This window comes from Faecalibacterium sp. AF28-13AC (assembly GCF_003478405.1).
Lineage (GTDB): Bacteria > Bacillota > Clostridia > Oscillospirales > Ruminococcaceae > Faecalibacterium > Faecalibacterium prausnitzii_E.
Genome location: NZ_QUFG01000010.1, coordinates 22,004 through 44,678, shown reverse-complemented (window position 1 = coordinate 44,678; position 22,675 = coordinate 22,004). Strand labels below are relative to the sequence as shown.

Sequence of the window (22,675 nt, the reverse complement as noted above, 5' to 3'; positions counted from 1 at the left end):
TTTGATTCAAACCAGCGGGAGGGGACACAGATGCAGGATTCGACCATTGCAGCCATTGCAACAGCACCGGGGGCGGGCGGCATTGCCGTAGTGCGCCTTTCGGGGCCGGAGAGCTACGCCGTGGCGGCGCGGGTGTTCCGCCCCGCGAACCCGGACCGGACCGTGGCCGGGGCCAAGGGCTACACTGCCCTGTTCGGAACATTTCTGGAAGGGGAGGACGCCTTCGATGAGGGGGTCGCCCTCTTTTTCCGGGCACCCCACAGCTACACCGGCGAGGACGTGGTGGAGCTGAGCTGCCACGGCGGCAGCGCTGTGGCCCGGCGGCTGGTGGAAAGCTGCATCGAGGCCGGGGCTGCGCCTGCCGCGCCGGGTGAGTACACCCGCCGCGCCTTTCTGAACGGCAAGCTCAGCCTGACCCAGGCCGAGGCCGTCATGGATCTGGTGTCTGCGGATGGCAGACAGGGCGCCGCGCTGGCCAATGCTTCGCTGGGCGGGGCGCTGGCCAGAAAGATCGCCGCCGAAAAAGAGGCCCTGACCAGCTTACAGGCCCATCTGGCCGCGTGGGTGGATTTCCCGGAGGAAGATGTGCCGGAGCTGGACGAGACCCATCTGCAAGCCGTGCTGGGCAGCGTGAAGGACGAGCTGGATGTCCTCATCCGGAACTACGATGCAGGGGCCGTTCTGCGCGAAGGCGTGGACTGCGCCATCGTGGGCCGACCCAATGCGGGAAAATCCACCCTGCTGAACCTGCTGGCCGGGTTCGACCGGGCCATCGTGACCCCGGTGGCGGGCACGACCCGCGACGTGGTGGAACAGGCCGTCCGGCTGGGCGACATCCGGCTGAACCTCTTCGACACCGCCGGACTGCGGGATACCGAAGACGTCATCGAGGCCGAGGGCATCCGCCGCAGCTGGAAGAAGCTGGACGAGGCTGGGCTGGTGCTGGCCGTCTTCGACGGCTCGGAGCCGCTGACGCGGGAGGACCTTGCGCTGGCCCGGAAGTGTGCGGGCCGCCCGGCCATTGCCCTCATCAACAAGGAGGACAAGCCGACCCGGTTCGACGCGGAGGTCATCGCGCTCGATTTCGCGATGGTGCTGCCGGTCTGCTGCCAGGAGGAGGGGGCACGGAAGCTCATCGCCTCGGCGGTGGCGCGGCTGCTGGGCACGAACCAGATCGACCCCCACGCTGCCAGCCTTTCGGGGCAGCGGCAGCTTGCCGCCGCCACCCGTGCGCGGGAAGCGGTCGCCGGTGCGCTGGAGGCCGCAGCGGGCGGGTTCGGGCTGGATGCCGTATCGGTCTGCGTGGACGATGCACTGGATGCCCTGTGTGACCTGACCGGCGAAAATGCGTCGGAAGCGGTCATCAACGAAGTATTTGAACGATTTTGTGTGGGAAAGTAAAAATGAACCATTTAGGAGATTATGACGTCATTGTGATCGGCGCAGGCCATGCGGGCATTGAAGCGGCCCATGCGGCTGCAACGCTGGGCGCGAAGACGGCGGTGTTCACCATGAGCCTGGATGCCATCGGCAATATGCCCTGCAACCCCAGCATTGGCGGGACCGCAAAAGGGACGCTGGTACGTGAATTGGATGCTCTCGGCGGCGTGATGGGCCTGGCGGCGGACGCCACCTATCTGCAGAGCCGGATGCTGAACAAGGGCAAGGGCCCGGCGGTCCATGCGCTGCGCGTCCAGACCGACCGCAAGCGCTACCACGAATATATGAAACATGCGCTGGAATTGACGCCGGGTCTGGCCATCCATCAGGCGGAGGTCGTCTCCATCGAGGTGGAGGACGGCCATGTGAAGGGGGTTGTGACCCAGCTGAACGGCGAGTATGGGGCCAAATGTGTGGTCATCGCCACGGGCACCAACCTCGGCGGCAAGATCTTTGTGGGCGATGCGTGGTATGCCTCCGGCCCGGACGGAATGCACGCCGCCAATGCCCTGACCGAGAGCCTGAAGGCGGCGGGCCTGCCGCTGCGCCGGTTCAAGACCGGCACCCCGGCCCGTGTCCACCGGCGCAGCATTGATTTCTCTCAGCTGGAATGCCAGCCCGGCGACCCGGACCATGAGCTGCAACCCTTCAGCTTCCTGACCGATGCGCCCATGCACAACAAGGTGGAATGCTGGATCGCCTACACCAACCCGGAGACGCACCGGATCATTCTGGACAACATCCAGCGCAGCCCGCTCTACGGCGGCATGATCGAGGGCGTCGGCCCGCGCTACTGCCCCTCCATCGAGGATAAGGTCGTCCGCTTTGCAGGGAAGGACCGCCACCCCATCTTTGTGGAGCCCTGCGGCGAGAACACCGAGGAGATGTATTTACAGGGTGCTTCCAGCAGCCTGCCGGAAGATGTGCAGAACGCCTTCTACCGGAGCATCAAAGGGTTTGAGAACATCGAGATCATGCGTCCGGCCTACGCCATCGAATACGACTGTGTGGACCCGACCAGTCTGGAAGCAACGCTGGAGAGCAAAAACGTTCGCGGTCTGTACGGTGCGGGGCAGTTCAATGGCACCTCCGGCTACGAGGAAGCGGCTGCGCAGGGGCTGCTGGCCGGTCTGAACGCCGCCCGCAATGCACTGGGCAAAGAACAGCTCATTTTGCCGCGTCATACGAGCTACCTCGGTACGCTGGTGGATGACCTTGTGACCAAGGGCGTCATGGACCCTTACCGCATGATGACCAGCCGCAGCGAATACCGGCTGACCCTGCGGCAGGACAACGCCGACCAGCGCCTGACCCCCATCGGCCGGGACTATGGGCTGGTGCAGGATGACCGCTGGGCCAGATACCAGCACACACAGGCCATTCTGGACGCAGAGCGCCGCCGCCTGCACGAGACGCATCTGCGCACCGCCGATTTGCGGGCCGCGATGGAAGCGGCGGGTCTGGCCCCGGCAGCGGAGGGCGGCATCGCCGAAGAGCTGCTGCGCCGCCCGGAGATCTCCTATCCGCTCCTCGCGGGCGTCATTGGCTGGGGGGAGGAGATCACTCCCATGCTGGCCGAGCGGCTGGAGACGGAGATCAAGTATGCGGGCTACATTGCCCGGCAGGATCGGATGATCCGCGACGTGGCCCGCCATGAAAAGACGCTCATCCCGGAGGGTTTCGCCTATGAGGCCCTGACCGGCCTGACGCTGGAAGCCCGCGAGAAGCTGGCGCGCATCCGCCCGAAGAATCTGGGGCAGGCGGGGCGCATCCCCGGCGTGTCGCCCTCGGATGTGGCGCAGCTCAGCATCGCGCTGGCCGCAGGCCCCCGGAAAGATTGAGAGAGAATGCCAAGGCCTCTTCTAAAAAGGAAAAAAAGAGGTGCGCACCTACGACCTGCTGGACAAACTGGGCATGGAGTATTGGCGCACCGACCTACGTAAAGCTCACCGGGGAATGACCCGTCCGAACACGCGAAACACCTGAAACGAAAAGGAACAAACGATGATCGACAAAAACAGACTGGAAGAAAAGTGTTCCACATGGAACATTGCGCTGACCGGGACCCAGCTCGACCAGCTGGACGCCTTTGCAGAGATCCTGGTGGAGTATAACCAGAAGGTCAACCTGACCGCTATCACCGACCCAGAGGGCATCGAGGACAAGCACTTTCTCGATAGCCTGCTCTTTGCCGCGCAGCCGGAAGTGGCAGGGAAGATGGTGGACGTCGGCGCAGGGGCAGGCTTCCCCGGCATCGTGACCAAGATCTACAAACCGGAACTGGAACTGACCCTGATGGAGCCGACCGGCAAGCGGGTGGAGTTTTTGAAATATGCCTGCGGCCAGCTGGGCCTGACCGGGGTGGAGTTCGCCAAGGAACGCGCTGAGGAAGCAGCCCGCAAGAGCTGGCGGGAACAGTTCGACCTCGCTTCGGCCCGCGCGGTGGCGGCTTTGCCGATGCTGGCCGAATACTGCCTGCCGCTGGTCAAGGTCGGCGGCAGTTTTCTGGCAATGAAGGGCGCTTCCGGTGAGGAGGAACTCGCGGCAGCCCGCGGCGCCATCCGGAAGCTGGGCGGCGCGTATCAGGAGACCCGCACTCTGCATCTGCCCGGCGGCGACACCCGCACCCTCATCCTCTGCAAAAAGATTTCGCAAACTCCGACAGCGTACCCCAGAAATGGTGGAAAAATCGCAAAATCGCCGCTGAAATAACGAAATATCGAAATAAAATTGAAGCACCCTGCCGAACGAAACTTCTGGCAGGGTGTTTTGTTTTCTGGTACACTGGGGATGGAACGAGGCTTGTTTTCCACCTTTTCCTGAGAAATTGTTGAAAACAAGCGCATACTTTGATGAAAGGGGCATTCTTATGTTTGAACGTAGAAGATCCGCTGGAAAGATCGTGCAGCTCCCGGTGGAAGACATCCATCCCTCGCCGTATCAGGCGCGCACGACCTTCGATGAGCAGGAGCTTGCGGGGCTGGCCCAGAGCATCCGGGAAAACGGTCTGTTGCAGCCCATCACGGTGCGGAAGACCGACAGCGGCTATGAACTGATTGCGGGGGAGCGGCGGCTCCGCGCCTGCAAGCTGGCGAAGATGGGGACCATCCCATCCATCGTCTGCAATTTCACCGACCAGCGCACCGCCGCGCTTGGCCTGCTCGAAAATTTGCAGCGGGCAGACCTGAACCCATTTGAGCAGGCGCAGGGCCTGCGGGATGTGATGGTTTTGTGGGACTGCACGCAGGCCGAAGCAGCCAAACGGCTGGGGATGGCACAGCCGACTCTGGCCAACAAGCTCCGCCTTTTGCAGCTGACAGGGGATCAGCGGCAGTTCATTCTGGACAACGGCCTGACCGAGCGCCACGCGCGGGCCGTCCTCCGCCTGCCGGAGAACCGTCGCAGCGAAGCTCTCATCATGATCGCCAAGCGGAAGATGAACGCCCGCGCGACCGACCTTTACATCGACCAGCTGCTGAACGAGACGTCGCAGGGCAAGCACCGCATCTCGATGGTCAAGGATGTGCGCATCTTTGTGAACACCATCGACCACGCCATCCGTCTGATGACCGACAACGGTGTGCCCGCCACCGCCCACCGTGAGGAGCGGGACGGCTACATTGAGTACACCGTCCGCATCCCAACTGCTGCGGCCCAGAAATAGGGAAGGGAATGTTCCATGTGGAACATCCGGAGCCGAAAAAACAACAGCAAAAACGTGCCGGGAAGCGAAAGAATTTGAAAAAATCGAACGGAGGAAGCAAAATCTGCGAATGCGGGGCCGTTTTCGCGTAAAATTATAAAGAATCGGGTTCAAAAAGCCGCGCTGATGTGCTATACTAAAGAATAAAGGGGCCCGCAGACGGGAAAACGGCGGCCCGACCTCGAATGTTCCATGTGGAACAAAAAGTTTTCCTGAGAGGAAGAAAACGCGCGTGGCAAAAATAGTTGCAGTTGCAAACCAAAAAGGCGGCGTGGGCAAAACGACCACGGCCGTCAATCTGTCGTCCTGTGTTGCGGCGCTGGGCAAAAAGGTGCTCATCGTGGATCTGGACCCGCAGGGCAACACCACCACCGGCTACGGCATCCCCAAGCGGAGCGTCGAGCTGGGAACGTATGAGATGCTCATCGGCGAGGCGAGCGCCCGGCAGGCCATCCGGAACACCGAGTTCCGCACCGACGTCATCGGCTCCAACACCCGGCTGGCGGGCGCGAGCCTGGAAATGATCGACCTGCCCGGCCGCGAGAGCCGCCTGCGCAAGGCGCTGGCCGAGGTGCAGAAGGACTATGACTTCATCTTCATCGACTGCCCGCCCAGCCTGGACCTGCTGACGCTGAACGGTCTGTGCGCCTGCGACAGTGTGCTGATCCCGATCCAGTGCGAGTATTATGCGCTGGAAGGTCTGTCTGAGCTCATCAGCACCCTGAAGACCATTCGCAAGAAGTACAACCCCTATCTGGACATTGAGGGCGTGGTCTTCACGATGTTCTCCGGCCGCCTGAACCTGACCATGCAGGTCGTGGAGCAGGTCAAAAAGTACTTCGGGGCCAAGGTCTACAAGACCACCATCCCGCGCACCATCCGCATTTCGGAGGCACCCAGCTACGGCCAGCCCATCAATTTCTACGAGCCGAAGGGCAAGGGCAGCGAGGCATACATGGACCTCGCCATTGAGTTCGTGAAGAACAACCGCCCGCACGAGCCTGTCAAACGGCGCGGCAAGGGCAGCAGTGCACCCGCCGAACCGAAAAACGCGCTGGAAGAAGTAAAGCAGGGGGAAGTATAAGGAGATGGCAAAGAAAAGAGGGGGCCTCGGCCGAGGGCTGGAAAGTCTGTTCGAGGACGTTTCACCCAGCTTTGAGCCCGACAATGCAAAGATCGAGACCCTGCCGCTGCGGGAGATCGAGCCTGACCCCGACCAGCCCCGCAAGACCTTTGATGACGAGACACTGGCCGAGCTGGCCTCCAGCATCGCCGAGCATGGCCTCATCCAGCCCATCGCGGTGCGGCCCAAGGTATCCGGCGGCTACCTCATCGTGGCAGGCGAGCGCCGCTGGCGGGCCTGCCGGATGGCGGGCCTGACCGAAGCGCCGGTCGTCGTGAAGGACGTCACCGACGAGCAGGCCATGGAGATCGCGCTGGTGGAAAACCTGCAGCGCGAAGACCTGGACCCGGTGGAAGAGGCCATGGGCATCCGTGAGCTGATGACTCGCTGCGACCTGACCCAGGAGCAGGCCGCCCGGAAGCTGGGCAAGAGCCGCAGTGCGCTGGCCAACAGCCTGCGCCTGCTGAACCTGCCGGAAAACGTGCTGGAGCTGCTCAAGAGCGGCTTCCTCAACACCGGCCACGCCAAGGTCATCCTGGGCCTGCCTACGCCGGAGCTGCAGGAGCAGGCCGCGCAGATGATCGCCGACCATGAACTGAACGTCCGGCAGGCCGAAGTGCTCTGCAAAAAGCTGGCACGGCCCGCCAAAGGCCCCGCCGAACCGGCCCCCATCGACACGTTGCCGGTGGAGGTGGAGGAGAGTCTGAAAGAGGTGCTGGGCAGCGAAGTCAATGTCGCATACCATGGCGGTAAGGGCAGGCTGACGGTGCATTTCTATTCGGACGAACAGCTCCGGGCCTTTGCAAATCTGCTGGGCCAGTATCAACAATCATGCGATTGAGGGCGGGCTCCCGCCTTTGAACGGCACGGGGACGATGCGCCCCCGCGCGAATGAAATAGAGTAAGGAGAGTAAATCATGCTTGATATCAAATTTGTCCGTGAAAACCCGGACGCGGTCAAGGAAAACATCAAGAAGAAGTTCCAGGACGCCAAGCTCCCCCTCGTGGACGAGGTCGTTGAGAAGGACGCCAAGTACCGTGAGTGCCTGAAGGAGGTCGAATCCCTCAAGGCTGCCCGCAACAAGCTGAGCAAGGCCAACGGCCCGCTGTTCGGCCAGCTGAAGAAGTGCACCGACGAGGCACAGAAGGCTGAGCTGCAAAAGCAGATCGATGCCAACAACGCCGCCGTCAAGGCCGACGCAGACAAGATGGCAGAGTTGGAAGCCGAGGAGGCAACGCTCGCAGCCCGCATCCAGGAGATCATGTACTCCATCCCCCAGATGATCGACCCCAGTGTGCCCATCGGCCCCGATGACACCTACAACGTCGAGGCACAGCGCTTCGGTGAGCCCGTCGTGCCCGATTTCCCCATCCCGTACCATACTGAGATCATGGAGAGCTTCGACGGCATTGATATGGACGCTGCAGGCCGCGTGGCCGGCAATGGCTTCTACTATCTGCTGGGCAACATCGCCCGCCTGCACGAGGCCGTTCTGGCCTATGCGCGTGACTTCATGATCGACAAGGGCTTCACCTATGTCATCCCGCCCTTCATGATGCACGGCAACGTGGTGCAGGGCGTGATGTCCTTCCCGGAGATGGACGCCATGATGTACAAGATCGAGGGTGAGGACCTGTACCTGATCGGCACCAGCGAGCACACCATGATCGGCCGCTTCATCGACCAGACTCTCGACGAGGCAACGCTGCCCCTGACCCTGACCTCCTACAGCCCCTGCTTCCGCAAGGAGAAGGGCGCCCACGGCATTGAGGAGCGCGGCATCTACCGCATCCACCAGTTCGAGAAGCAGGAGATGATCGTCGTCTGCCGCCCCGAAGAGAGCGCCGACTGGTATGAGAAGCTGTGGAAGAACTCTGTGGAGCTGTTCCGCAACATGGAGATCCCCGTCCGTCAGCTGAACTGCTGCTCCGGCGACCTGGCAGACCTGAAGGTCAAGAGCTGCGACATCGAGGCCTGGAGCCCCCGCCAGCAGAAGTACTTCGAGGTCTGCTCCTGCTCCAACCTGGGCGATGCACAGGCCCGCCGCCTGCACATCCGCGTCAAGGGTAAGGACGGCAAGACCTATCTGGCCCACACTCTGAACAACACCTGCGTGGCACCTCCGCGTATGCTGATCGCCTTCTTGGAGAACCACCTGCAGGCCGACGGCTCGGTCACCATCCCCAAGGTCCTGCAGCCCTACATGGGCGGCCTGGAGGTCATGGTCCCGACCCACAAGAAGGGCTGAGAGTTGACCACACGGCTTTCCACAACAATGCAATAAGATGTTGAAAACACCCCGCTTTACCGTTTGCTGACGCAGACGATCGAGCGGGGTGTTTGCTGTTGATGGGGGACGGGGACGATTTCTTCACGGCAGTCTCGCCTCGTAGACATTCCTGGTACGCTGGGACCCGCGGGCTAAGCAACAGCCCATAGCTTACGGTGCTTCGCACCGCCGCCCTGTTCGATTCCCATGCGGGCAAAAAATAAAAGCGTTCAAGCCTTTGCTTGAACGCTTTTATGACCCGTACGGGAATCGAACCCATGTTACAGCCGTGAAAGGGCCGTGTCTTAACCGCTTGACCAACGGGCCTTATAAATACAGAGCTTCGCTAAAACCTCCGACATTCATCATCCACTATTGCGGACGACCGTCCCCCTTATCTTAGCGAAACTCTGTAACTTGGTAGCGGCAACTGGATTTGAACCGGTGACACTTCGGGTATGAACCGAATGCTCTAGCCAACTGAGCTATGCCGCCATATTTTGTTTGCGCACTTGAACGGTGCTTTATTATTATATCCAGAACTCGCCTGTTTGTCAACAATTATTTCTAAAAAAATCAAATTTTTTTCAGATCTCCGGTACAGCCCGAAAAAACGAGCGGCTGCACTGCCGCAGCCGCTCGAACATGGGGCGTTTTCCGTGCCGTCACTCCCGGTACTTTTCCATCATCTCTTTGAACAGGATGGCCGGGGACGGCGGAGTGTAGGTGATGGCGTTGGCACCGGCGGCGATGGTGGCCGAGATGCTCTCGCCGGTCTTGCCGCCGCTGGCGATGATGGGGACATCCGGGAACGCATCGCGGATCTTCTTCACGATGCGGGGCGTGTCGGTGCTGCAAGCCACATTCAGGATGGATGCGCCGGATTCGAGGCGGGCACGGATGTCGGTGTCCGCCTTGGTCACGGTGATGATGACCGGGATGTCCACCACCCGCGAGACGGCCAGCAGATTCAGGTCGGAAATGGGGGAGTTGAGCACGACGCCCATGGCACCCTGGCTCTCGACGTCGCGGGCCAGATTCAGGGTGCGCACACCGTGGGTGGTGCCGCCGCCCACGCCGCAGAACACCGGGATGTAAGAGGCCTTGATGATAGCGTCACTGATGGCCTGCTGAGGCGTGAACGGATAGACGGCGAAGACGGCGTCGGCATCGCAGTTGCGGATGATGGCGAGGTCGGTGGTGAAGACGAAGCTCTTCAGCCGCCGCCCGTTGATGACGATGCCGCTGGCCTGATAGACCTCCTGCGGCATTTTCAGGATGTTGTGGCGCAGGCGGCTCTCGACGTTGGGGGATGCTTTCTTTTCAGCTGCCATAGGGGGATACCTCCAGATGATTCCGGTGTGATTCAAATTTGAATCAAATTATAAGAAAGAAGGCCCCGGAATGCAATGAACTGCCCGTAAACTTTATGAAAACAAAGATCACCCTCTCCGGGCAAATTCCAGAATGTCCATCGGCACGGCGGCCAGCGCATCGGCTCCGGCTGCGGTAAGCTCTGCTTCGCCCCGGAAGCCCCAGAGCGCGCCCATAGCGGGCAGACCGGCGTTGTGGCCGGTCAGGATATCCACATCGCTGTCGCCCACGAAAAGGGTGCTGGCAGCTTCTGCACCGAGGTCCTGCATCAGGGCATAGACGCCGGTGGGGTCAGGCTTGGTGGGCACGTTCGGGCGGTTGCCCCGGACAAGCTCGAACCGACCGGTGCCGAAGTAGTGTGCGATGATCTTCCCGCAGAGCGGGTCTGCCTTGTTGGAAAAGACGGCGGTCTGGATGCCTTCGGCCTTCAGGGCGTCCAGCAGCTCCGGGATGCCGGGATAGGGAGCCGTCTTGTCTTCCTTGTGGGCATCGTACCGGGCCGTGAACTCGGCCAGCGTTGCGGCCAGCCGTTCGGGCGACCGGGCATCGGCGGGCGAAAAGCGCTCCACCAGCTTCGGGATGCCGTTGCCGACCATGTGCTTGAACTGCTCCACCGTAAAGGTGGGCCAGCCGTGCTGAGCGCAGACCCAGTTGCCTGCATCGGCCAGGTCGTCGATGGTGTTCAGAAGGGTGCCGTCCAGATCAAAAAGGATCGTTTTTATCATAAGATTCGACTTCTTTCCAAAAATTCAAAACATTTCTGTGCGTCCCGCCACGGGATGCTGCGCACCGTCAGCCGGACAAAACCGGGGAAGGCGACGGTCAGATCGGTGCGGTCTGCATTGACGGCCCAGGGCGACTGCCGGGCCGTCAGACAGATGTCCGGATGGAAGACGCAGATGCTGTGCAGATAGATGCCCCGCTGCCGCCGCAGGGTCAGACGCCCCTCCCGCAGCCAGACCCCTTCCCGCCGGTAGCCCATCGCGCCGCCCGCCAGCCCCGCCGCAAAGAAAAGGGTGGGGAACAGCAGGGTCACGGTCAGGCCGGGCAGGGTGGAGCGGGAGATGAGGGTGAGCAGGGCGCAGAGGACAAAGGGTGCTCCGGCGGGAGCAAAAAAGATGAGACTGCGCTGTTCTGTCCGGGCCAGAAGGTCCGGCGGCATCCGAAATTCGGGCAGAAGCTCCCGGAAGAGCGCTTCCTCCCCGGAACGGTAAACGAAGAGCGGCAGCTCCGGGGAGCAGCTGCCCGCCGTCACGAAGACCGGCCAGCACCGCATCAGCCGGGCAAAGGGGGAAAGGCGGACGTCGGCAAAGCTGATCTGGTCGCTCTTCACCCGGCACTCGAACCGGTCCAGCCAGCCGCCGCGGCTGCCGATCTGGGTGCTGGTGTGCCAGACCTCGTAGTGCACCGTCTGCACAAAGCTGCGCAGCAGGCTCAGCCCCAGCAGAAAGCCGGAGAAGGCCAGCAGCCAGGCCGCACCGGCGGGCAGCCACCGCGCCGCCAGCCCGGCCAGAAAGTTGATCTGTGCAAAGGCCAGCTCATAGCGGTCCGGGCCCTGCTGCGTCTGCCGGATGGCCAGCAGAAAGAGCGCCAGCGTGGAAAGGCTGTTGGCCCCCAGCAGCCCCAGCGCCGCCCGCTCGCCGCCTTTGGGCCGGTGCAGACTGGGGGCCTCGATGGGGAGCAGCTGGTCGGCCAGATGCTGCGCATCGGCCCGGCGGAGGCAGAGGGTCAGGGTGCGCTGTTTCGGTTCGCCCACAGGGTAGAGCGTCACCCGGCTGGCCCCGGCCAGCCGGTAATAAAACGGCCGCTCGATGGTCAGGGCTGCCAGCGAAGCGCCCCGCACCGTCCGGTCGAACCGGAACAGGAGCTTCCAGTGGAGGCAGAAGGTGCCGCTTTCATCCAAAGACCAGCTGCTCGCGTGGAGGATGACCCAGCTCAGCGCACAGACCAGCAGAAAGAGGATGAGATCCTGCCGGAGCGCTGCCCGCAGCGCCGCCCAGTTGCGCTCAAACAGCACGCGGAGGAGCGGCACCAGATAGAGCACCAGCGTTTTGCGGAGGACCCGCAGGGCGGCAAAGGGGTGCAGACGATGTTCGGTCATGGGGCATCCTCCGCAAGGGCACAGGCCAGCGCCGCCGCCTGTGCTGCGGGCACGGCAGGCACCAGCACCCGTGCGCCGGGAGCCGAGATGACCAGCACCGTGGCTCCGGCCAGCCGCAGCAGCGGCGAGCGGAACTGCTGGACGCCGGTCACGGCCCGGCGGGGCACCACCCGCCGCACCGGAAAGGCGATGCCGGCATAGATGGTCAGGGTGTGTTCCCCCAGCACGGCAGCATAGCTGCAGGCCCGCGCCCGCAGCAGGGCCGTGAGCACGGCCCAGAGCAGGCAGAAGACCGCCCCGGCGGGCACACTCTGCCAGAAGGCGAACGGCGCAAGGAACAGCCCGGCGGCTGCTGCCCAGATGCAGAGCACCGCCCGGCCCTTGGGCGGGATGACCAGCGCCGTGCGGCGCAGCTCCCGCTCGGTCATTTGCCGCTGAGCCCCCACGCCTCGGTCAGCAGGTGGAGGGTGTCATCCTGCGTCAGGAGCAGGATGCGGTCCCACGGCAGCAGGACGGTGTTGCCGTGGGGGATGATGAGCTCGGTGTCGCGGGTGATGCTGACCAGGATGGCATCGCCGGGGATGGGGATGTCCATGATGGCCTTGCCTGCGTAGAGGAAGTTCTCCGGCAGCAGGATCTCGTTCAGGCTGGCCGTGCCGCCGCCCAGCGAGAGCAGCTGGCGGATGGTGTCGGTCTCGATCTCCCGCTCCAGGATGTGGCTCAGGTTGTCAGTGCCGCAGACCACGGTGTCCACGCCGAGGGTGTGGAGCAGTTCCCGGTTCTTTGGGTTGGAGGCACGGGCCACGGTGCGGCCGACGCCGAACTCCCGCTTCGCGATCTGGCAGGCGATGAGGTTGTCCTCATCCGAGCCGGTCACGGCCACAAAGGCGTCGCAGCTGGCCGCGTCGGCGTTGCGCAGGGTATCCATATTGATGGAATCGCCGCAGATGACCGGGATGTCCAGCTGGTCGGCTAGCATCCGGCACTGCGCTTCCACCGGTTCGATGATGACAACGGAATGGTGGTTGGCCAGCAGGCTCTGGGCCAGATACCGCCCCACGCGCCCGCCGCCGGCAATACAAACTTTCATACAAAACCTCGATATTACTTAAAGTTTATCTTTTTGCCGCCGCAAAGCGGCCGGAGAGGCCTTACTTTGCCAGTGCCCGGAACACGGCCTGTTCTGTGAGGATGGTGGGGCAGATGGTCTCCAGCCCGTAGACCTTGTGGTAGAGCACTTGCAGATGCGGGTCCGAGACGCGGCAGATGACCTTTTCGCGCTGGAAGATGCTTTTGGCGATCTGCGCCGCCATCAGGTTCACCGAGTCGTCCTCGCTGACGGCAGCCACGGCGTCGCAGTTCTCGATGCCGCCCTGCTTGAGGACATCGGGGTCGGTGGGGTCGCCCACCAGAGCCGTGCCGCCAAAGTTGTAATCGTCGAAGCTGTCCAGCCGCTTGAGCTGCTCGGAGTCCTTCTCGATCAGGGAGATGTCGTGGCCGATGCGTTCCAGGTCGCGCACCAGGGCGGCACCTACCTGGTCGCAGCCGATGACAAGAATGTTCATGGATGATACCTCGCTGTTTTCAGAACGCAGAAGATCCTGCGTCAAAATGGTCCCACAAAGGGGGAATGGAGCTGCCCCCAGTATAGCATATTTCCCGGCACAGATAAATAGAGAAGCTGTCACCGGGGCGGAACTGTAAAAATTTGAAAATTTCCGTGCGGAAGACCGCATAGTATGGTATACTGAACGGAGAGTCTGAAATCGACAAACGATCAGCGCATCGTTTTGCGCTGCACAGGAGGAACCAAATGTTTTTTGAAATATTGAAAGCCATCCTGATGGGCATCGTAGAGGGCATCACTGAGTGGCTGCCCATCTCGTCCACCGGCCATATGATCCTGGTGGAACAGCTCATCCATTTCAATGCCAGCGAAGAGTTCATGTCCATGTTCCGCGTGGTCATCCAGCTGGGTGCCATCCTTGCGGTGGTGGTGCTGTTCTGGAACAAGCTCTGGCCCTTCGGCATCCGGCACGGCCGGGTGGCGTCCAAGCCGGAAGTCTGGCAGCTCTGGTTCAAGGTGGTGGCTGCCACCCTGCCCGTGCTGGTCATCAGCCCGCTGGACGACTGGTTCGAGGCGCACTTCTACAATTACATCACCGTGGCCGCCATGCTGATCCTGTACGGCGTCCTCTTCATCGTGGTGGAGAACCGCCGCACCGCGCCCCATGTGGCAAAGCTGGAACAGATCACCTACCGGGAAGCCTTCCTCATCGGCGTGTGGCAGATGCTGGCCATCATCCCCGGCACCTCCCGCTCCGGTGCCACCATCGTGGGCGGCCTGCTGCTGGGCCTCTCCCGTGCCTGCGTGGCCGAGTTCACCTTCTATCTGGCCATCCCGGTCATGGCAGGTGCCTCGCTGCTGAAGGTGGTCAAGTTCGCCCTTTCCGGCGCAGCCATCACCGGGTCGGAGGTCGCCGTCCTCGTCACGGGCTGCGTCGTGGCTTTCGTGGTCAGCCTGGCCGCGATCCGCTTCCTGATGGATTACGTCAAGCGCCACAACTTCAAGTTCTTCGGCCTGTACCGCATCGTTCTGGGCGTCATCGTCCTGGCCGTCGCTGCGGTCAGCGCCATTGCATAAAGAAATTCTGCCCCGTATCTGTGCAGTGCGCCTGCCAGCTGCGGGGCATTTTGCGTCCACCGAATTGCACCCATCCACCGGCTGTGCTATACTGAGAAGATAAGAGAGACCCCGGCGGCGGGGAAGCGCCGCATGATTCAACCAAAACAAAAGGAGACTGCAATGGAAGGATCGACTGTTTACTTTACGGATTTTCGCTGTCCGGTGGGCACCAGCCTGACGGATAAGCTGCGCCGCCTGTGCCTTGCGGCGGGCATCAAAACCATCGACATGGACGGCAGGTTCGTTGCCATCAAGATGCACTTTGGCGAGCTGGGCAACCTGGCGTTCCTCCGCCCCAACTACGCCAAGGTGGTGGCAGACCTGTGCCGGGAGCAGGGCGGTCTGCCCTTCCTGACCGACTGTAACACGCTGTATCCGGGCAGCCGCAAGAATGCGCTGGAGCATCTGGCCTGTGCGCAGGAGAACGGCTTCTGGCCCATGACCACCGGCTGTCAGATCCTCATCGGCGACGGCCTGCGCGGCACCGATGAAGTCGAGGTGCCGGTGCCCAACGGCGAATACTGCAAGACGGCCAAGATCGGCCGCGCCATCATGGATGCGGACGTCTTCATCAGCCTGACCCACTTCAAGGGCCACGAGTCCACCGGCTTCGGCGGTGCCATCAAGAACATCGGCATGGGTTGCGGCTCCCGCGCGGGCAAGATGGAGCAGCACGCTTCCGGCCACCCGGCCGTGCAGGAGAGCCTGTGCCGCGGCTGCCACCGCTGCGCCAAGGAGTGCGGCTCCGACGCCATTGTATACAATGAGCAGAACAAGGCTGTCATCGACCAGGACAAGTGCAAGGGCTGCGGCCGCTGCATCGGTGCCTGCAACTTCGACGCCATCTATTCCCAGTGCGACAGCGCCAACGAGATGCTGGACCGCAAGATGGCCGAATACGCTGCCGCAGTCTGCTATGACCGCCCGACCTTCCACATCAGCCTTGTGCAGGACATCAGCCCCAACTGCGACTGCCACGGCGAGAACGATGCGCCCATCCTGCCGGATATCGGCATGTTCGCCTCGTTTGACCCGGTGGCGCTGGACCAGGCCTGCGTGGATGCCTGCCTTGCCGCTGCGCCGCTGCCCAACAGCCAGCTGGGCCAGAACCTTGCAAAGCCGGGCTGGAACTGCCACCACGACCACTTCAAGGATTCTAACCCGAACATCGAGTGGAAGGCAACGCTGGAACAGGCCGAAAAGATCGGCATGGGCACCCGCCGGTACACCCTGAAAAAGGTCTGAGATAACGCAAACGAGCCACGGCGTTTCGCCGTGGCTCGTTCTGTTTGCTGGACTTAATATTCGCTGGATGCCGGGACGAGGGCGTCGATGACGTCCTGCAGGGCCTGCCAGTTCTCTTCCGAGCAGTCGGGCAGCTTTTTGGCGTTCAGACCGGCATCCTCGATGCGGCCGGTCATGCTGGACGTGTCGGTCAGCAGGGCGTTGGCGTCCTCCTTGATGAGAGGCCAGGCGTCTGCAAAGCTGTCCTGCTCATCGGTGGAGAGGCTGTCGTACCATTCGGTATAGGCGTCTTCGATGACATCGGTGGTCTGCATGGCCAGATTGCCGTTCTCGGCCCAGCTCAGCAGGGAATCCGCCGCGATGACCGACTTCAGCGAGCAGCCCGAAACGCCGGGGCCCCAGCCCAGGCAGGGTTCAAAGGCGTCCTGCGTGGAGGCGGGGGAGAAGATGGAGTTGTCGCTCTCATCCAGATTCGGGGTCAGCTTGCCGGTGTTGGCCTGCGTCGTGGAAGAAGGGATGCTCTCGCTGGAAGCAGCGGAGCTGGACGACGAAGCGGCCTCGCCGCCGTCGGTTCCGGACGAAGTGCTGCATCCGGCCAGCAGGCAGGCGAGCAGGGCTGCACACACCAGCAGGGAAAGGATACGGTTGCGGATCATAGCGTGTTCCTCCTTTTATCGGTTCCCGGCCAAAGCCGGGGGAGTCTCTGGGTACAGCTCTAGTATACTGTTCCGCCGCGCGGTTGTCAATTGTCGTGTGCAGGACGAATTTCAACCCGTCCTGTGCAAATTGTACAAACTTTGACAGTAATTTTTGCCTTCGGGCAGGATTGACAATTTTTGCGCTGTCTCGTATAATTCATTCGTAAAATAAAATGGGCTGGCCGGTGCGCCATGCCGGAAAGGAGGACAAACAAGTGCAGAAATTCCTGCAAAAGCTCGAAGGAGTCTCGCAGGCGCTTCTGGACCCGCTGTCTTATCTGACTGCGGCGGGCCTGCTGCTGGTGGTGGGGGCACTGCTCACCAGCGGCCCGCTGCGCCAGCTGCTCCCGGTGCTGAACTGGACGCCGATCCGCCTTGCGGGCGGGCTGCTGTACAACAGCATGATGGTGATCATCAACAACCTCAGCATCTTCCTCTGCGTGGGCATCGCCGCTGCGCGCACCCGCACCGAAAAGCAGGAGGCCGCACTGCTGGCCCTCATGGCCTATCTCGTCTTCCTGACGGCCAACCACACGACGCTGGAGATCCTGGGCCGCCTGGCCGAGTCCGACGGCCTGACCGGCCTTGCCGCCACGGGTCAGACGAGCATCCTGGGCATCCAGGTCATGGACACCGGTGTGACGGGCGGCATCCTGCTGGGCTTTGCCGCTGCGAAGATCTTTGACCGCACCTGCGAAACGCAGTTCACCGGGCTTGTCACGCAGGTGTATTCGGGTCTGCGGTGGTCGTTCCTGTGCATCACGGCTTTTGCAGCGGCGTTCGGGATGGCGGTCTGCTTTGTCTGGCCGCCTCTGCAGGAGGGCATCCGCGCCATGACGGGCTGGATCGCAGCTTCGGGCCATGCGGGCATTTTTCTGTATGGCTTCCTCGAACGGCTGCTCATCCCCACCGGCCTGCACCATCTCATCTATATGCCGTTCCAGTTCTCGGCGTTGGGCGGTTCCATGACGGTGGGTTCGGTGACCTACACGGGGGCCTATATGGTCACGATGGCGGAATACTCCTACGGCCTGCCCCTGACCGATGACATCGTCTGGATGTACACCGGATTCACCAAAACGTTCGGCTATCTGGGCATCGCGGCGGCGTTCATCCTCACTGCCAAAAAGGAGCGCCGGAAGCGCACGGCTGCGGCCATCCTGCCGCTGGCGGTCACAGCGTCGCTGGCGTCCATCACCGAACCGGTCGATTTCCTGTTCTGCTTCGTCTCGCCCGTGCTGTGGGTGCTCCATGCGGCCCTTGCAGGCGGCTTCATGGTCCTGCTGAATGCGCTGCAGGTCCGGGCGTTCACCTCCAACCTGCTGGGTTCGCTGGTGTTCAACCTGAGCGCCGCCCCGCAGCAGACGCATCGCGTCCCGCTGCTCTACCTGCTGGGCGTTCTGGAGATCCTGACCTATGCGGTGGTCTTTTCGGCCATCATCCGTGTGTTCGACCTGCCCACGCCCGGCCGGGCACCGGAGCGGGAAACAGCCGCGCGGCAGATCGACCCGGAAGGCATCCGGCGGCTCCTGGCGGCGCTGGGCGGGCCGGGGAACATCTGCACGGTGGACAACTGCTTCACCCGGCTGCGCATCACCGTGAAAGATCCCGACCGGCTGGATACGGCGGCGCTGCTGGCCATGCCCCATAAAGGGCTGGTGCAGGACGGCCCCTATTTGCAGCTGGTCTGCGGCTTGCAGGCAGCACAGGTGCGCCGGGCCGTGGACCGGGAGCTGGAACAGTGTGCGGTGGTCTGAGTTGCTTTTTGGAAATGCAAGGGATATAATTGGAACGAACCTCTCCGTCATCGCTGCGCGATGCCACCTCCCCTGATAGGGGAGGCATTGGCAGTCGGATGAAACTTGCTGGATACGCCAGAGGCTCCCCTATTAGGAAAGACTCCCCCGGCCGGGGGAGGTGGCGTGTAAACGCCAGAAGGGGAATGGCTGGCGGGCCGAAGGCTCGGCTGAGAGGTTGAGAATAAAATAAACAGAAGGAGAACCCAAGATGCAGAAGTTTGAACTAGAGGGTCTGTTTGATTTTTTGAACAAAGGCGTCAGTGCCTTTCACTCTGCCGCTGCAGCAGCGGCCATTCTGGAGGCCAACGGCTATGAAGAGCGCCCCGAAAGCGCAGCCTGGGAGCTGGTGCCCGGCGGAAAATACTACACCACCCGCAACGGTTCGGCGGTGCTGGCCTGGCGGATGCCCAAAGGGGCGCTGACCGGATGGCATGTCACGGCCAGCCACAGCGATTCCCCCGCCTGGAAGATCAAGGAGCTGGACGGCGGCAAGGACGCCGTGTTTGCCCGCGCCGAGACGGAGGGCTACGGCGGCATGATCATGCCCACCTGGCTGGACCGTCCCCTGAGCGTGGCGGGCCGCATCCTTGTCCGGACGGAGAACGGCGTGAAGAGCATTCTCGTCCATCCGGACCGTGCGCTGGCCTGCATCCCGAACCTTTGCATCCACTTTGACCACGAGGTCAACAAGGGGAAGAACTACAACCCGCAGGTCGATCTGCAGCCCATCTTCGGCGCTGCGGGCACCACCCTGCGGCAGGTGCTGGCCGAGGAGGCCGGCGTCCGGGCCGAAGACATCCTCGACAGCGACCTCATGCTCTGCACCTGTGAGCAGGCCGTGCGCGTGGGCCTGAAGGGCGAGTATTTCATGTCCGGCCGCATCGACGACCTGGAGTGTGCCTACACCACTCTGTGGGGCTTTTTGCAGGGCCGCGGCGAAGAGGAAGGCCGCGGCGACATCTGGGTCATGTTCGACAACGAAGAGGTCGGTTCTTCCAGCCGTCAGGGCGCACAGGGCACCCTCATGGCCGATGTGCTGGCCCGCATCGAAGAAAAGCTGGGCGTCACCCGTGAGCAGAGCATCCGCGCCTGCACCAACAGTCTGCTGCTGAGCGCCGACAACGGCCACGCCACCCATCCCAACCACCCCGAAAAGAGCGACCCGGCCCATCCGGTCACGCTGGGCGGCGGCGTCCTGCTGAAATCCAACGCCCGCCAGACCTACACCACCAGCGGCCTGACCGGTGCGGCCTTCAGCGCCATCTGCCAGAAGGCCGGTGTGCCGGTGCAGTTCGCGTCCAACCGCGCCGATGTTCCCGGCGGCTCCACGCTGGGCAACCTGCTGGGCCACCAGATCCTGATCCCGATGGTGGACATCGGTCTGGCCCAGCTGGCGATGCACTCTTCCATGGAGACCGCCAGCTGCATCGACGCCGAGTACATGGCCAGGGCCGTGGCCGAATTCTATAACACCCCCATCTCTCAGCCGAAGGATGGCGAGTGGAAGCTGGGCCTGTGAGCCCGGTCGTCGGGCGGTTTGCCCCCAGCCCCAGCGGGCGGCTGCATCTGGGCAACCTTGCGTGCAGCCTGCTGGCCTGGCTGAGCGCCAGACATGCGGGCGGGCGCATCGTCCTCCGCATCGAGGATCTGGACGCGGAACGCTGCCCCCGGAAATACGCAGACCTGCTGGAAGAAGACCTGGCCTGGCTGGGCCTTGTCTGGGACGAGGGCGGGAGCCGGGGCGGCCCCCACGGCCCCTATTACCAGAGCGAATGCGCAGAGATCTACACCCGCGCGTATCAGATGCTCGAAGCGCAGGGGCTGGTCTACCCCTGCTTCTGCTCCCGCGCACAGCTCCATGCGGCCAGTGCGCCCCACACCTCGGACGGCAATGTCATCTATCCCGGCACCTGCCGGGATCTGACGCCTGCCCAGATCGCGGAAAAGCGCCGGGTCAAGGCACCGGCCTACCGGCTCAGAGTGCCCGATGAGGTCATCACCTTCCGGGATGGCTGCATGGGCCTCCACAGCGAGAACCTGCTGCGGGACTGCGGCGACTTCTACCTTCGCCGGGCAGACGGCGTCTTCGCCTACCAGCTGGCCGTCGTCGTGGACGATGCCCGGATGGGCGTCACCGAAGTCGTGCGCGGGGCAGACCTGCTCTCCTCCACGGCGCGGCAGCTCTATCTGTACCGTCTGCTGGGCCTGACAGCCCCGCAGTTTGCCCACTGCCCGCTGCTGCTGGCCCCGGATGGGCGGCGGCTGTCCAAGCGGGACGGCGACCAGAGTCTGGAGAACCTCCGGGCAAAATACACCGCCGAAGAGATCGTGGGAAAACTGGCCTACGTCTACGGCTTGCAGGAAGAACCAGCCCCCCGCACACCGGAGAGCCTCGTGGCAGACTTTTCATGGGAAAAAGTCCCCCGGCACGACATCTGCCTGCCGGAAGGATTGTTTTAAGCAGCAAAAAAAGCACCTGCGGCGCAGGTGCTTTTTTTGATGTATGAAACTCAGGGATTCTGCAAAATGCGGGACTCGCTCCGCTCCAGCGAGGAGGCGGCGCTGTCCACTGCCATGGCCAGCAGGATGCCCATGACCACATCAATGCAGCTGTGCTGTTTGAGCAGCACGGTGGAGGCGATGATGGACAGGCACAGCACCGCAGACGCCGGGCGCATCCAGCGGCGGCGGGGCTCTTCGAAGATGCGGCTGCGGTAGTAGGCCATCATCAGAGTGACCGAGTTGAAGACATGGATGGACGGGCAGACATTGGTGGCAGTGTCGGTGGAGTAGAGCAGGCGGACGATCCGGGCGAAGATGTCCGAACCGTAGACGCGATAGGGGCGGAGGTCCAGCCCGTTGGGGAGGATGACATAGACCGCCAGCGCGATGGTCATGCCCGCAAAGAGCGGCAGGCAGAGCCGCCAGAAGTCCGCGCGCGGGGCCTTCCACAGAAGATAGAACAGGGTGAACGGGATCCAGATGAACCACGCCAGATAGGGGATGACGGCATACTTGCAGAAGGGGATGAGGTCATCCAGATGGCAGTGGACCCAGACTTCCGGCACGGTGATGTTGACTTCGAGCCAGTGGAACACCGAGAGATAAAACACAAGATAGAACGCCATGAACCAGATGGGATGGCGGGAAAACCAGTTTCGCATGGAACACACTTCCTTTGTTTGGAGTTGGAAGGCAGAGCCTTCTTAAAGTTCTTAGCAGCGTATCATTATACGCCGGTCATTGCGCAAAAACAAGCCCTAAACAGGACAACTTCTCTAAAATATCTGTGAAAAATTTGTGCGACATGGGAATTTCAGGGAGAGAGAACGGCTCCGGAACCGCCCTCTCTGAAAGGAATACGATCCAGAACCGGATCTTCCTGCAAAAGGGTACAAAAAAACCAGCCGCTTGCGCGGCTGGCCGGGAAAACAGATATTACCAGGGGATGGCAACGACTTCGGTCTCAGCGGGGTCGAACCCGATATCGCTGGCGTGGGAAATGAAGAAAGAGCTTTCCTTTCCGGATGGAATGGGAGTCGTAAGCAGGACAAAGTCAGAAGAAACGACTTTGCCGTTCTTTTTCAGAATGACTGATACACGGGTGCGGTTGCAGGTGTATTTGCTCAGATTGCGCACCGTGCCGGAAATGACCGTATAGTTCAGCCCGGAAGTCGTGGAATGGCCCGTTACGACAGCATGAAGGTCGGAAGAACGGACATTCTCCGCAGAAGGCTGGAAGCTGGAAGCGGTCGTGCTGGGCTGTGTGTGTGCCGCACTGGCCGGAACGCCCTTCTTGCATTTGTAGGTATAGGCAAAGCGGACCGTATCGCCCGGTGCGATGGTCTGGAGCATGAAATACGTGGTCTCCTGCACATTTCCGGCAGCATCCTTCAGGGTGAGGTCGACACGTGCACGGGAAACGCTGTATGCCGTATTGGGGTTGGTCGCCCGGAAAACACAACGCGCAACGTCCTCACCGGCTGCATCGTGATAGGCACTGAACGATTCCATCACAATGGACGGCTGCAATTTCGGGGCGGAGACTCCGCCGCTGTTTGAGTCATCGGGTTCGGTGCCGGAGTTGGTGCTGCCCGAAGAAGAGCCGTTGCTGCCTTCGCTGCCGCCCGGAACATCGGGCGTCGGGCCGCAGCCGGTCAGCAGGCAGCAGAACAGTGCCAGCGTGAGCAAAAGTGCGGTCAGAGAATGTTTCATCAGAGCGCCTCCTTTTCATCC

Annotated in this window: 21 protein-coding genes and 2 tRNA genes; 12 read left to right on the top strand and 11 right to left on the bottom strand. The window is 62.1% G+C overall.

Translation table 11 applies throughout. The annotated features are described in order from the left end of the window. Positions 1 to 30 precede the first annotated feature (30 nt). The 7 genes from mnmE to serS all read left to right on the top strand — a co-directional run bounded on the left by mnmE (position 31) and on the right by serS (position 8,515). Positions 31 to 1,401: a tRNA uridine-5-carboxymethylaminomethyl(34) synthesis GTPase MnmE gene (gene mnmE, locus DWY95_RS13465; RefSeq protein WP_118553895.1), complete on the top strand. Its 1,371-nt coding sequence runs from the start codon at positions 31 to 33 to the stop codon at positions 1,399 to 1,401. Between the two features lie 2 nt (positions 1,402 to 1,403). After that, the gene (gene mnmG, locus DWY95_RS13460) at positions 1,404 to 3,281 is read left to right on the top strand and encodes a tRNA uridine-5-carboxymethylaminomethyl(34) synthesis enzyme MnmG (protein ID WP_118553894.1); all 1,878 of its coding nucleotides are present in this window, start codon (positions 1,404 to 1,406) and stop codon (positions 3,279 to 3,281) included. Between the two features lie 163 nt (positions 3,282 to 3,444). Beyond that, positions 3,445 to 4,152 (top strand): 16S rRNA (guanine(527)-N(7))-methyltransferase RsmG, encoded by a 708-nt coding sequence (rsmG, locus tag DWY95_RS13455; RefSeq protein ID WP_118553893.1) that lies wholly within the window; start codon positions 3,445 to 3,447, stop codon positions 4,150 to 4,152. Between the two features lie 157 nt (positions 4,153 to 4,309). Next, the gene (locus tag DWY95_RS13450) at positions 4,310 to 5,104 is read left to right on the top strand and encodes a ParB/RepB/Spo0J family partition protein (RefSeq protein WP_118553892.1); all 795 of its coding nucleotides are present in this window, start codon (positions 4,310 to 4,312) and stop codon (positions 5,102 to 5,104) included. A gap of 271 nt (positions 5,105 to 5,375) precedes the next feature. Then, positions 5,376 to 6,227, top strand: coding sequence for a ParA family protein (locus tag DWY95_RS13445; protein WP_118553891.1), 852 nt, complete (start codon positions 5,376 to 5,378; stop codon positions 6,225 to 6,227). Between the two features lie 4 nt (positions 6,228 to 6,231). Beyond that, the gene (locus DWY95_RS13440) at positions 6,232 to 7,107 is read left to right on the top strand and encodes a ParB/RepB/Spo0J family partition protein (protein WP_118553890.1); all 876 of its coding nucleotides are present in this window, start codon (positions 6,232 to 6,234) and stop codon (positions 7,105 to 7,107) included. A gap of 76 nt (positions 7,108 to 7,183) precedes the next feature. Next, a complete protein-coding gene (gene serS, locus DWY95_RS13435; protein ID WP_097791287.1) occupies positions 7,184 to 8,515 on the top strand; it encodes a serine--tRNA ligase in 1,332 nt (443 codons plus the stop codon). A gap of 276 nt (positions 8,516 to 8,791) precedes the next feature. On the opposite strand, the gene DWY95_RS13430 is transcribed toward serS, so the two are convergent. The 8 genes from DWY95_RS13430 to DWY95_RS13395 all read right to left on the bottom strand — a co-directional run bounded on the left by DWY95_RS13430 (position 8,792) and on the right by DWY95_RS13395 (position 13,576). Next, positions 8,792 to 8,863, bottom strand: a tRNA-Glu gene (locus DWY95_RS13430). Between the two features lie 91 nt (positions 8,864 to 8,954). After that, positions 8,955 to 9,031: transfer RNA gene (locus DWY95_RS13425), tRNA-Met, on the bottom strand. A 170-nt stretch (positions 9,032 to 9,201) separates the two neighbouring features. Continuing rightward, the gene (locus tag DWY95_RS13420) at positions 9,202 to 9,870 is read right to left on the bottom strand and encodes a hydrolase (protein WP_118553889.1); all 669 of its coding nucleotides are present in this window, start codon (positions 9,868 to 9,870) and stop codon (positions 9,202 to 9,204) included. 108 nt (positions 9,871 to 9,978) lie between these two features. Beyond that, positions 9,979 to 10,635: an HAD family hydrolase gene (locus DWY95_RS13415; RefSeq protein WP_118553888.1), complete on the bottom strand. Its 657-nt coding sequence runs from the start codon at positions 10,633 to 10,635 to the stop codon at positions 9,979 to 9,981. After that, positions 10,632 to 12,011 (bottom strand): PH domain-containing protein, encoded by a 1,380-nt coding sequence (locus DWY95_RS13410; RefSeq protein WP_118553887.1) that lies wholly within the window; start codon positions 12,009 to 12,011, stop codon positions 10,632 to 10,634. Before DWY95_RS13410 ends, DWY95_RS13415 begins: the two co-directional genes overlap by 4 nt. Next, on the bottom strand, positions 12,008 to 12,439 hold the full coding sequence (locus tag DWY95_RS13405; protein ID WP_118553886.1) for a PH domain-containing protein: 432 nt from the start codon (positions 12,437 to 12,439) through the stop codon (positions 12,008 to 12,010). Before DWY95_RS13405 ends, DWY95_RS13410 begins: the two co-directional genes overlap by 4 nt. Next, a complete protein-coding gene (locus DWY95_RS13400; protein WP_118553885.1) occupies positions 12,436 to 13,101 on the bottom strand; it encodes a TrkA family potassium uptake protein in 666 nt (221 codons plus the stop codon). The genes DWY95_RS13405 and DWY95_RS13400 overlap by 4 nt, the downstream gene beginning before the upstream one ends. A gap of 61 nt (positions 13,102 to 13,162) precedes the next feature. Continuing rightward, a complete protein-coding gene (locus DWY95_RS13395; protein ID WP_118553884.1) occupies positions 13,163 to 13,576 on the bottom strand; it encodes a TrkA family potassium uptake protein in 414 nt (137 codons plus the stop codon). Positions 13,577 to 13,824: 248 nt separating this feature from the next. On the opposite strand from DWY95_RS13395, the gene DWY95_RS13390 reads away from it, so the two are divergent. Together DWY95_RS13390 and DWY95_RS13385 are read left to right on the top strand one after the other, a co-directional pair. After that, positions 13,825 to 14,655 (top strand): undecaprenyl-diphosphate phosphatase, encoded by an 831-nt coding sequence (locus DWY95_RS13390; RefSeq protein ID WP_097791294.1) that lies wholly within the window; start codon positions 13,825 to 13,827, stop codon positions 14,653 to 14,655. Positions 14,656 to 14,817: 162 nt separating this feature from the next. After that, positions 14,818 to 15,942: a DUF362 domain-containing protein gene (locus tag DWY95_RS13385; RefSeq protein ID WP_118553883.1), complete on the top strand. Its 1,125-nt coding sequence runs from the start codon at positions 14,818 to 14,820 to the stop codon at positions 15,940 to 15,942. Positions 15,943 to 15,995: 53 nt separating this feature from the next. Here DWY95_RS13385 and DWY95_RS17430 read toward each other — a convergent pair whose 3' ends face one another. Next, positions 15,996 to 16,598: a hypothetical protein gene (locus DWY95_RS17430; protein WP_243082788.1), complete on the bottom strand. Its 603-nt coding sequence runs from the start codon at positions 16,596 to 16,598 to the stop codon at positions 15,996 to 15,998. A gap of 257 nt (positions 16,599 to 16,855) precedes the next feature. Between DWY95_RS17430 and DWY95_RS13375 the strand changes: the two genes are divergently transcribed. The 3 genes from DWY95_RS13375 to gluQRS all read left to right on the top strand — a co-directional run bounded on the left by DWY95_RS13375 (position 16,856) and on the right by gluQRS (position 20,899). Next, on the top strand, positions 16,856 to 18,397 hold the full coding sequence (locus DWY95_RS13375; RefSeq protein ID WP_243082785.1) for a PTS transporter subunit EIIC: 1,542 nt from the start codon (positions 16,856 to 16,858) through the stop codon (positions 18,395 to 18,397). Positions 18,398 to 18,647: 250 nt separating this feature from the next. After that, a complete protein-coding gene (locus DWY95_RS13370) occupies positions 18,648 to 19,958 on the top strand; it encodes a M18 family aminopeptidase (protein WP_118553881.1) in 1,311 nt (436 codons plus the stop codon). Next, the gene (gene gluQRS / locus DWY95_RS13365; protein WP_118553880.1) at positions 19,955 to 20,899 is read left to right on the top strand and encodes a tRNA glutamyl-Q(34) synthetase GluQRS; all 945 of its coding nucleotides are present in this window, start codon (positions 19,955 to 19,957) and stop codon (positions 20,897 to 20,899) included. Before DWY95_RS13370 ends, gluQRS begins: the two co-directional genes overlap by 4 nt. A gap of 50 nt (positions 20,900 to 20,949) precedes the next feature. Here gluQRS and DWY95_RS13360 read toward each other — a convergent pair whose 3' ends face one another. Together DWY95_RS13360 and DWY95_RS13355 are read right to left on the bottom strand one after the other, a co-directional pair. Then, entirely contained in the window at positions 20,950 to 21,603 is a 654-nt protein-coding gene (locus DWY95_RS13360) for a phosphatase PAP2 family protein (protein ID WP_243082783.1), read from the bottom strand. Between the two features lie 274 nt (positions 21,604 to 21,877). Further along, positions 21,878 to 22,654, bottom strand: a complete 777-nt coding sequence (locus DWY95_RS13355) for a hypothetical protein (protein WP_118553879.1) — start codon at positions 22,652 to 22,654, stop codon at positions 21,878 to 21,880. Positions 22,655 to 22,675: the final 21 nt, after the last annotated feature.

Bases quoted from the DNA above. Each gene is read 5' to 3' on its own strand.
- mnmE (WP_118553895.1), top strand. From the start codon at position 31: ATGCAGGATTCGACCATTGCAGCCATTGCAACAGCACCGGGGGCGGGC.
- mnmG (WP_118553894.1), top strand. From the start codon at position 1,404: ATGAACCATTTAGGAGATTATGACGTCATTGTGATCGGCGCAGGCCAT.
- rsmG (WP_118553893.1), top strand. From the start codon at position 3,445: ATGATCGACAAAAACAGACTGGAAGAAAAGTGTTCCACATGGAACATT.
- DWY95_RS13450 (WP_118553892.1), top strand. From the start codon at position 4,310: ATGTTTGAACGTAGAAGATCCGCTGGAAAGATCGTGCAGCTCCCGGTG.
- DWY95_RS13440 (WP_118553890.1), top strand. From the start codon at position 6,232: ATGGCAAAGAAAAGAGGGGGCCTCGGCCGAGGGCTGGAAAGTCTGTTC.
- serS (WP_097791287.1), top strand. From the start codon at position 7,184: ATGCTTGATATCAAATTTGTCCGTGAAAACCCGGACGCGGTCAAGGAA.
- DWY95_RS13420 (WP_118553889.1), bottom strand. From the start codon at position 9,870: ATGGCAGCTGAAAAGAAAGCATCCCCCAACGTCGAGAGCCGCCTGCGC.
- DWY95_RS13415 (WP_118553888.1), bottom strand. From the start codon at position 10,635: ATGATAAAAACGATCCTTTTTGATCTGGACGGCACCCTTCTGAACACC.
- DWY95_RS13410 (WP_118553887.1), bottom strand. From the start codon at position 12,011: ATGACCGAACATCGTCTGCACCCCTTTGCCGCCCTGCGGGTCCTCCGC.
- DWY95_RS13405 (WP_118553886.1), bottom strand. From the start codon at position 12,439: ATGACCGAGCGGGAGCTGCGCCGCACGGCGCTGGTCATCCCGCCCAAG.
- DWY95_RS13400 (WP_118553885.1), bottom strand. From the start codon at position 13,101: ATGAAAGTTTGTATTGCCGGCGGCGGGCGCGTGGGGCGGTATCTGGCC.
- DWY95_RS13395 (WP_118553884.1), bottom strand. From the start codon at position 13,576: ATGAACATTCTTGTCATCGGCTGCGACCAGGTAGGTGCCGCCCTGGTG.
- DWY95_RS13390 (WP_097791294.1), top strand. From the start codon at position 13,825: ATGTTTTTTGAAATATTGAAAGCCATCCTGATGGGCATCGTAGAGGGC.
- DWY95_RS13385 (WP_118553883.1), top strand. From the start codon at position 14,818: ATGGAAGGATCGACTGTTTACTTTACGGATTTTCGCTGTCCGGTGGGC.
- DWY95_RS17430 (WP_243082788.1), bottom strand. From the start codon at position 16,598: ATGATCCGCAACCGTATCCTTTCCCTGCTGGTGTGTGCAGCCCTGCTC.
- DWY95_RS13370 (WP_118553881.1), top strand. From the start codon at position 18,648: ATGCAGAAGTTTGAACTAGAGGGTCTGTTTGATTTTTTGAACAAAGGC.
- DWY95_RS13360 (WP_243082783.1), bottom strand. From the start codon at position 21,603: ATGCGAAACTGGTTTTCCCGCCATCCCATCTGGTTCATGGCGTTCTAT.
- DWY95_RS13355 (WP_118553879.1), bottom strand. From the start codon at position 22,654: ATGAAACATTCTCTGACCGCACTTTTGCTCACGCTGGCACTGTTCTGC.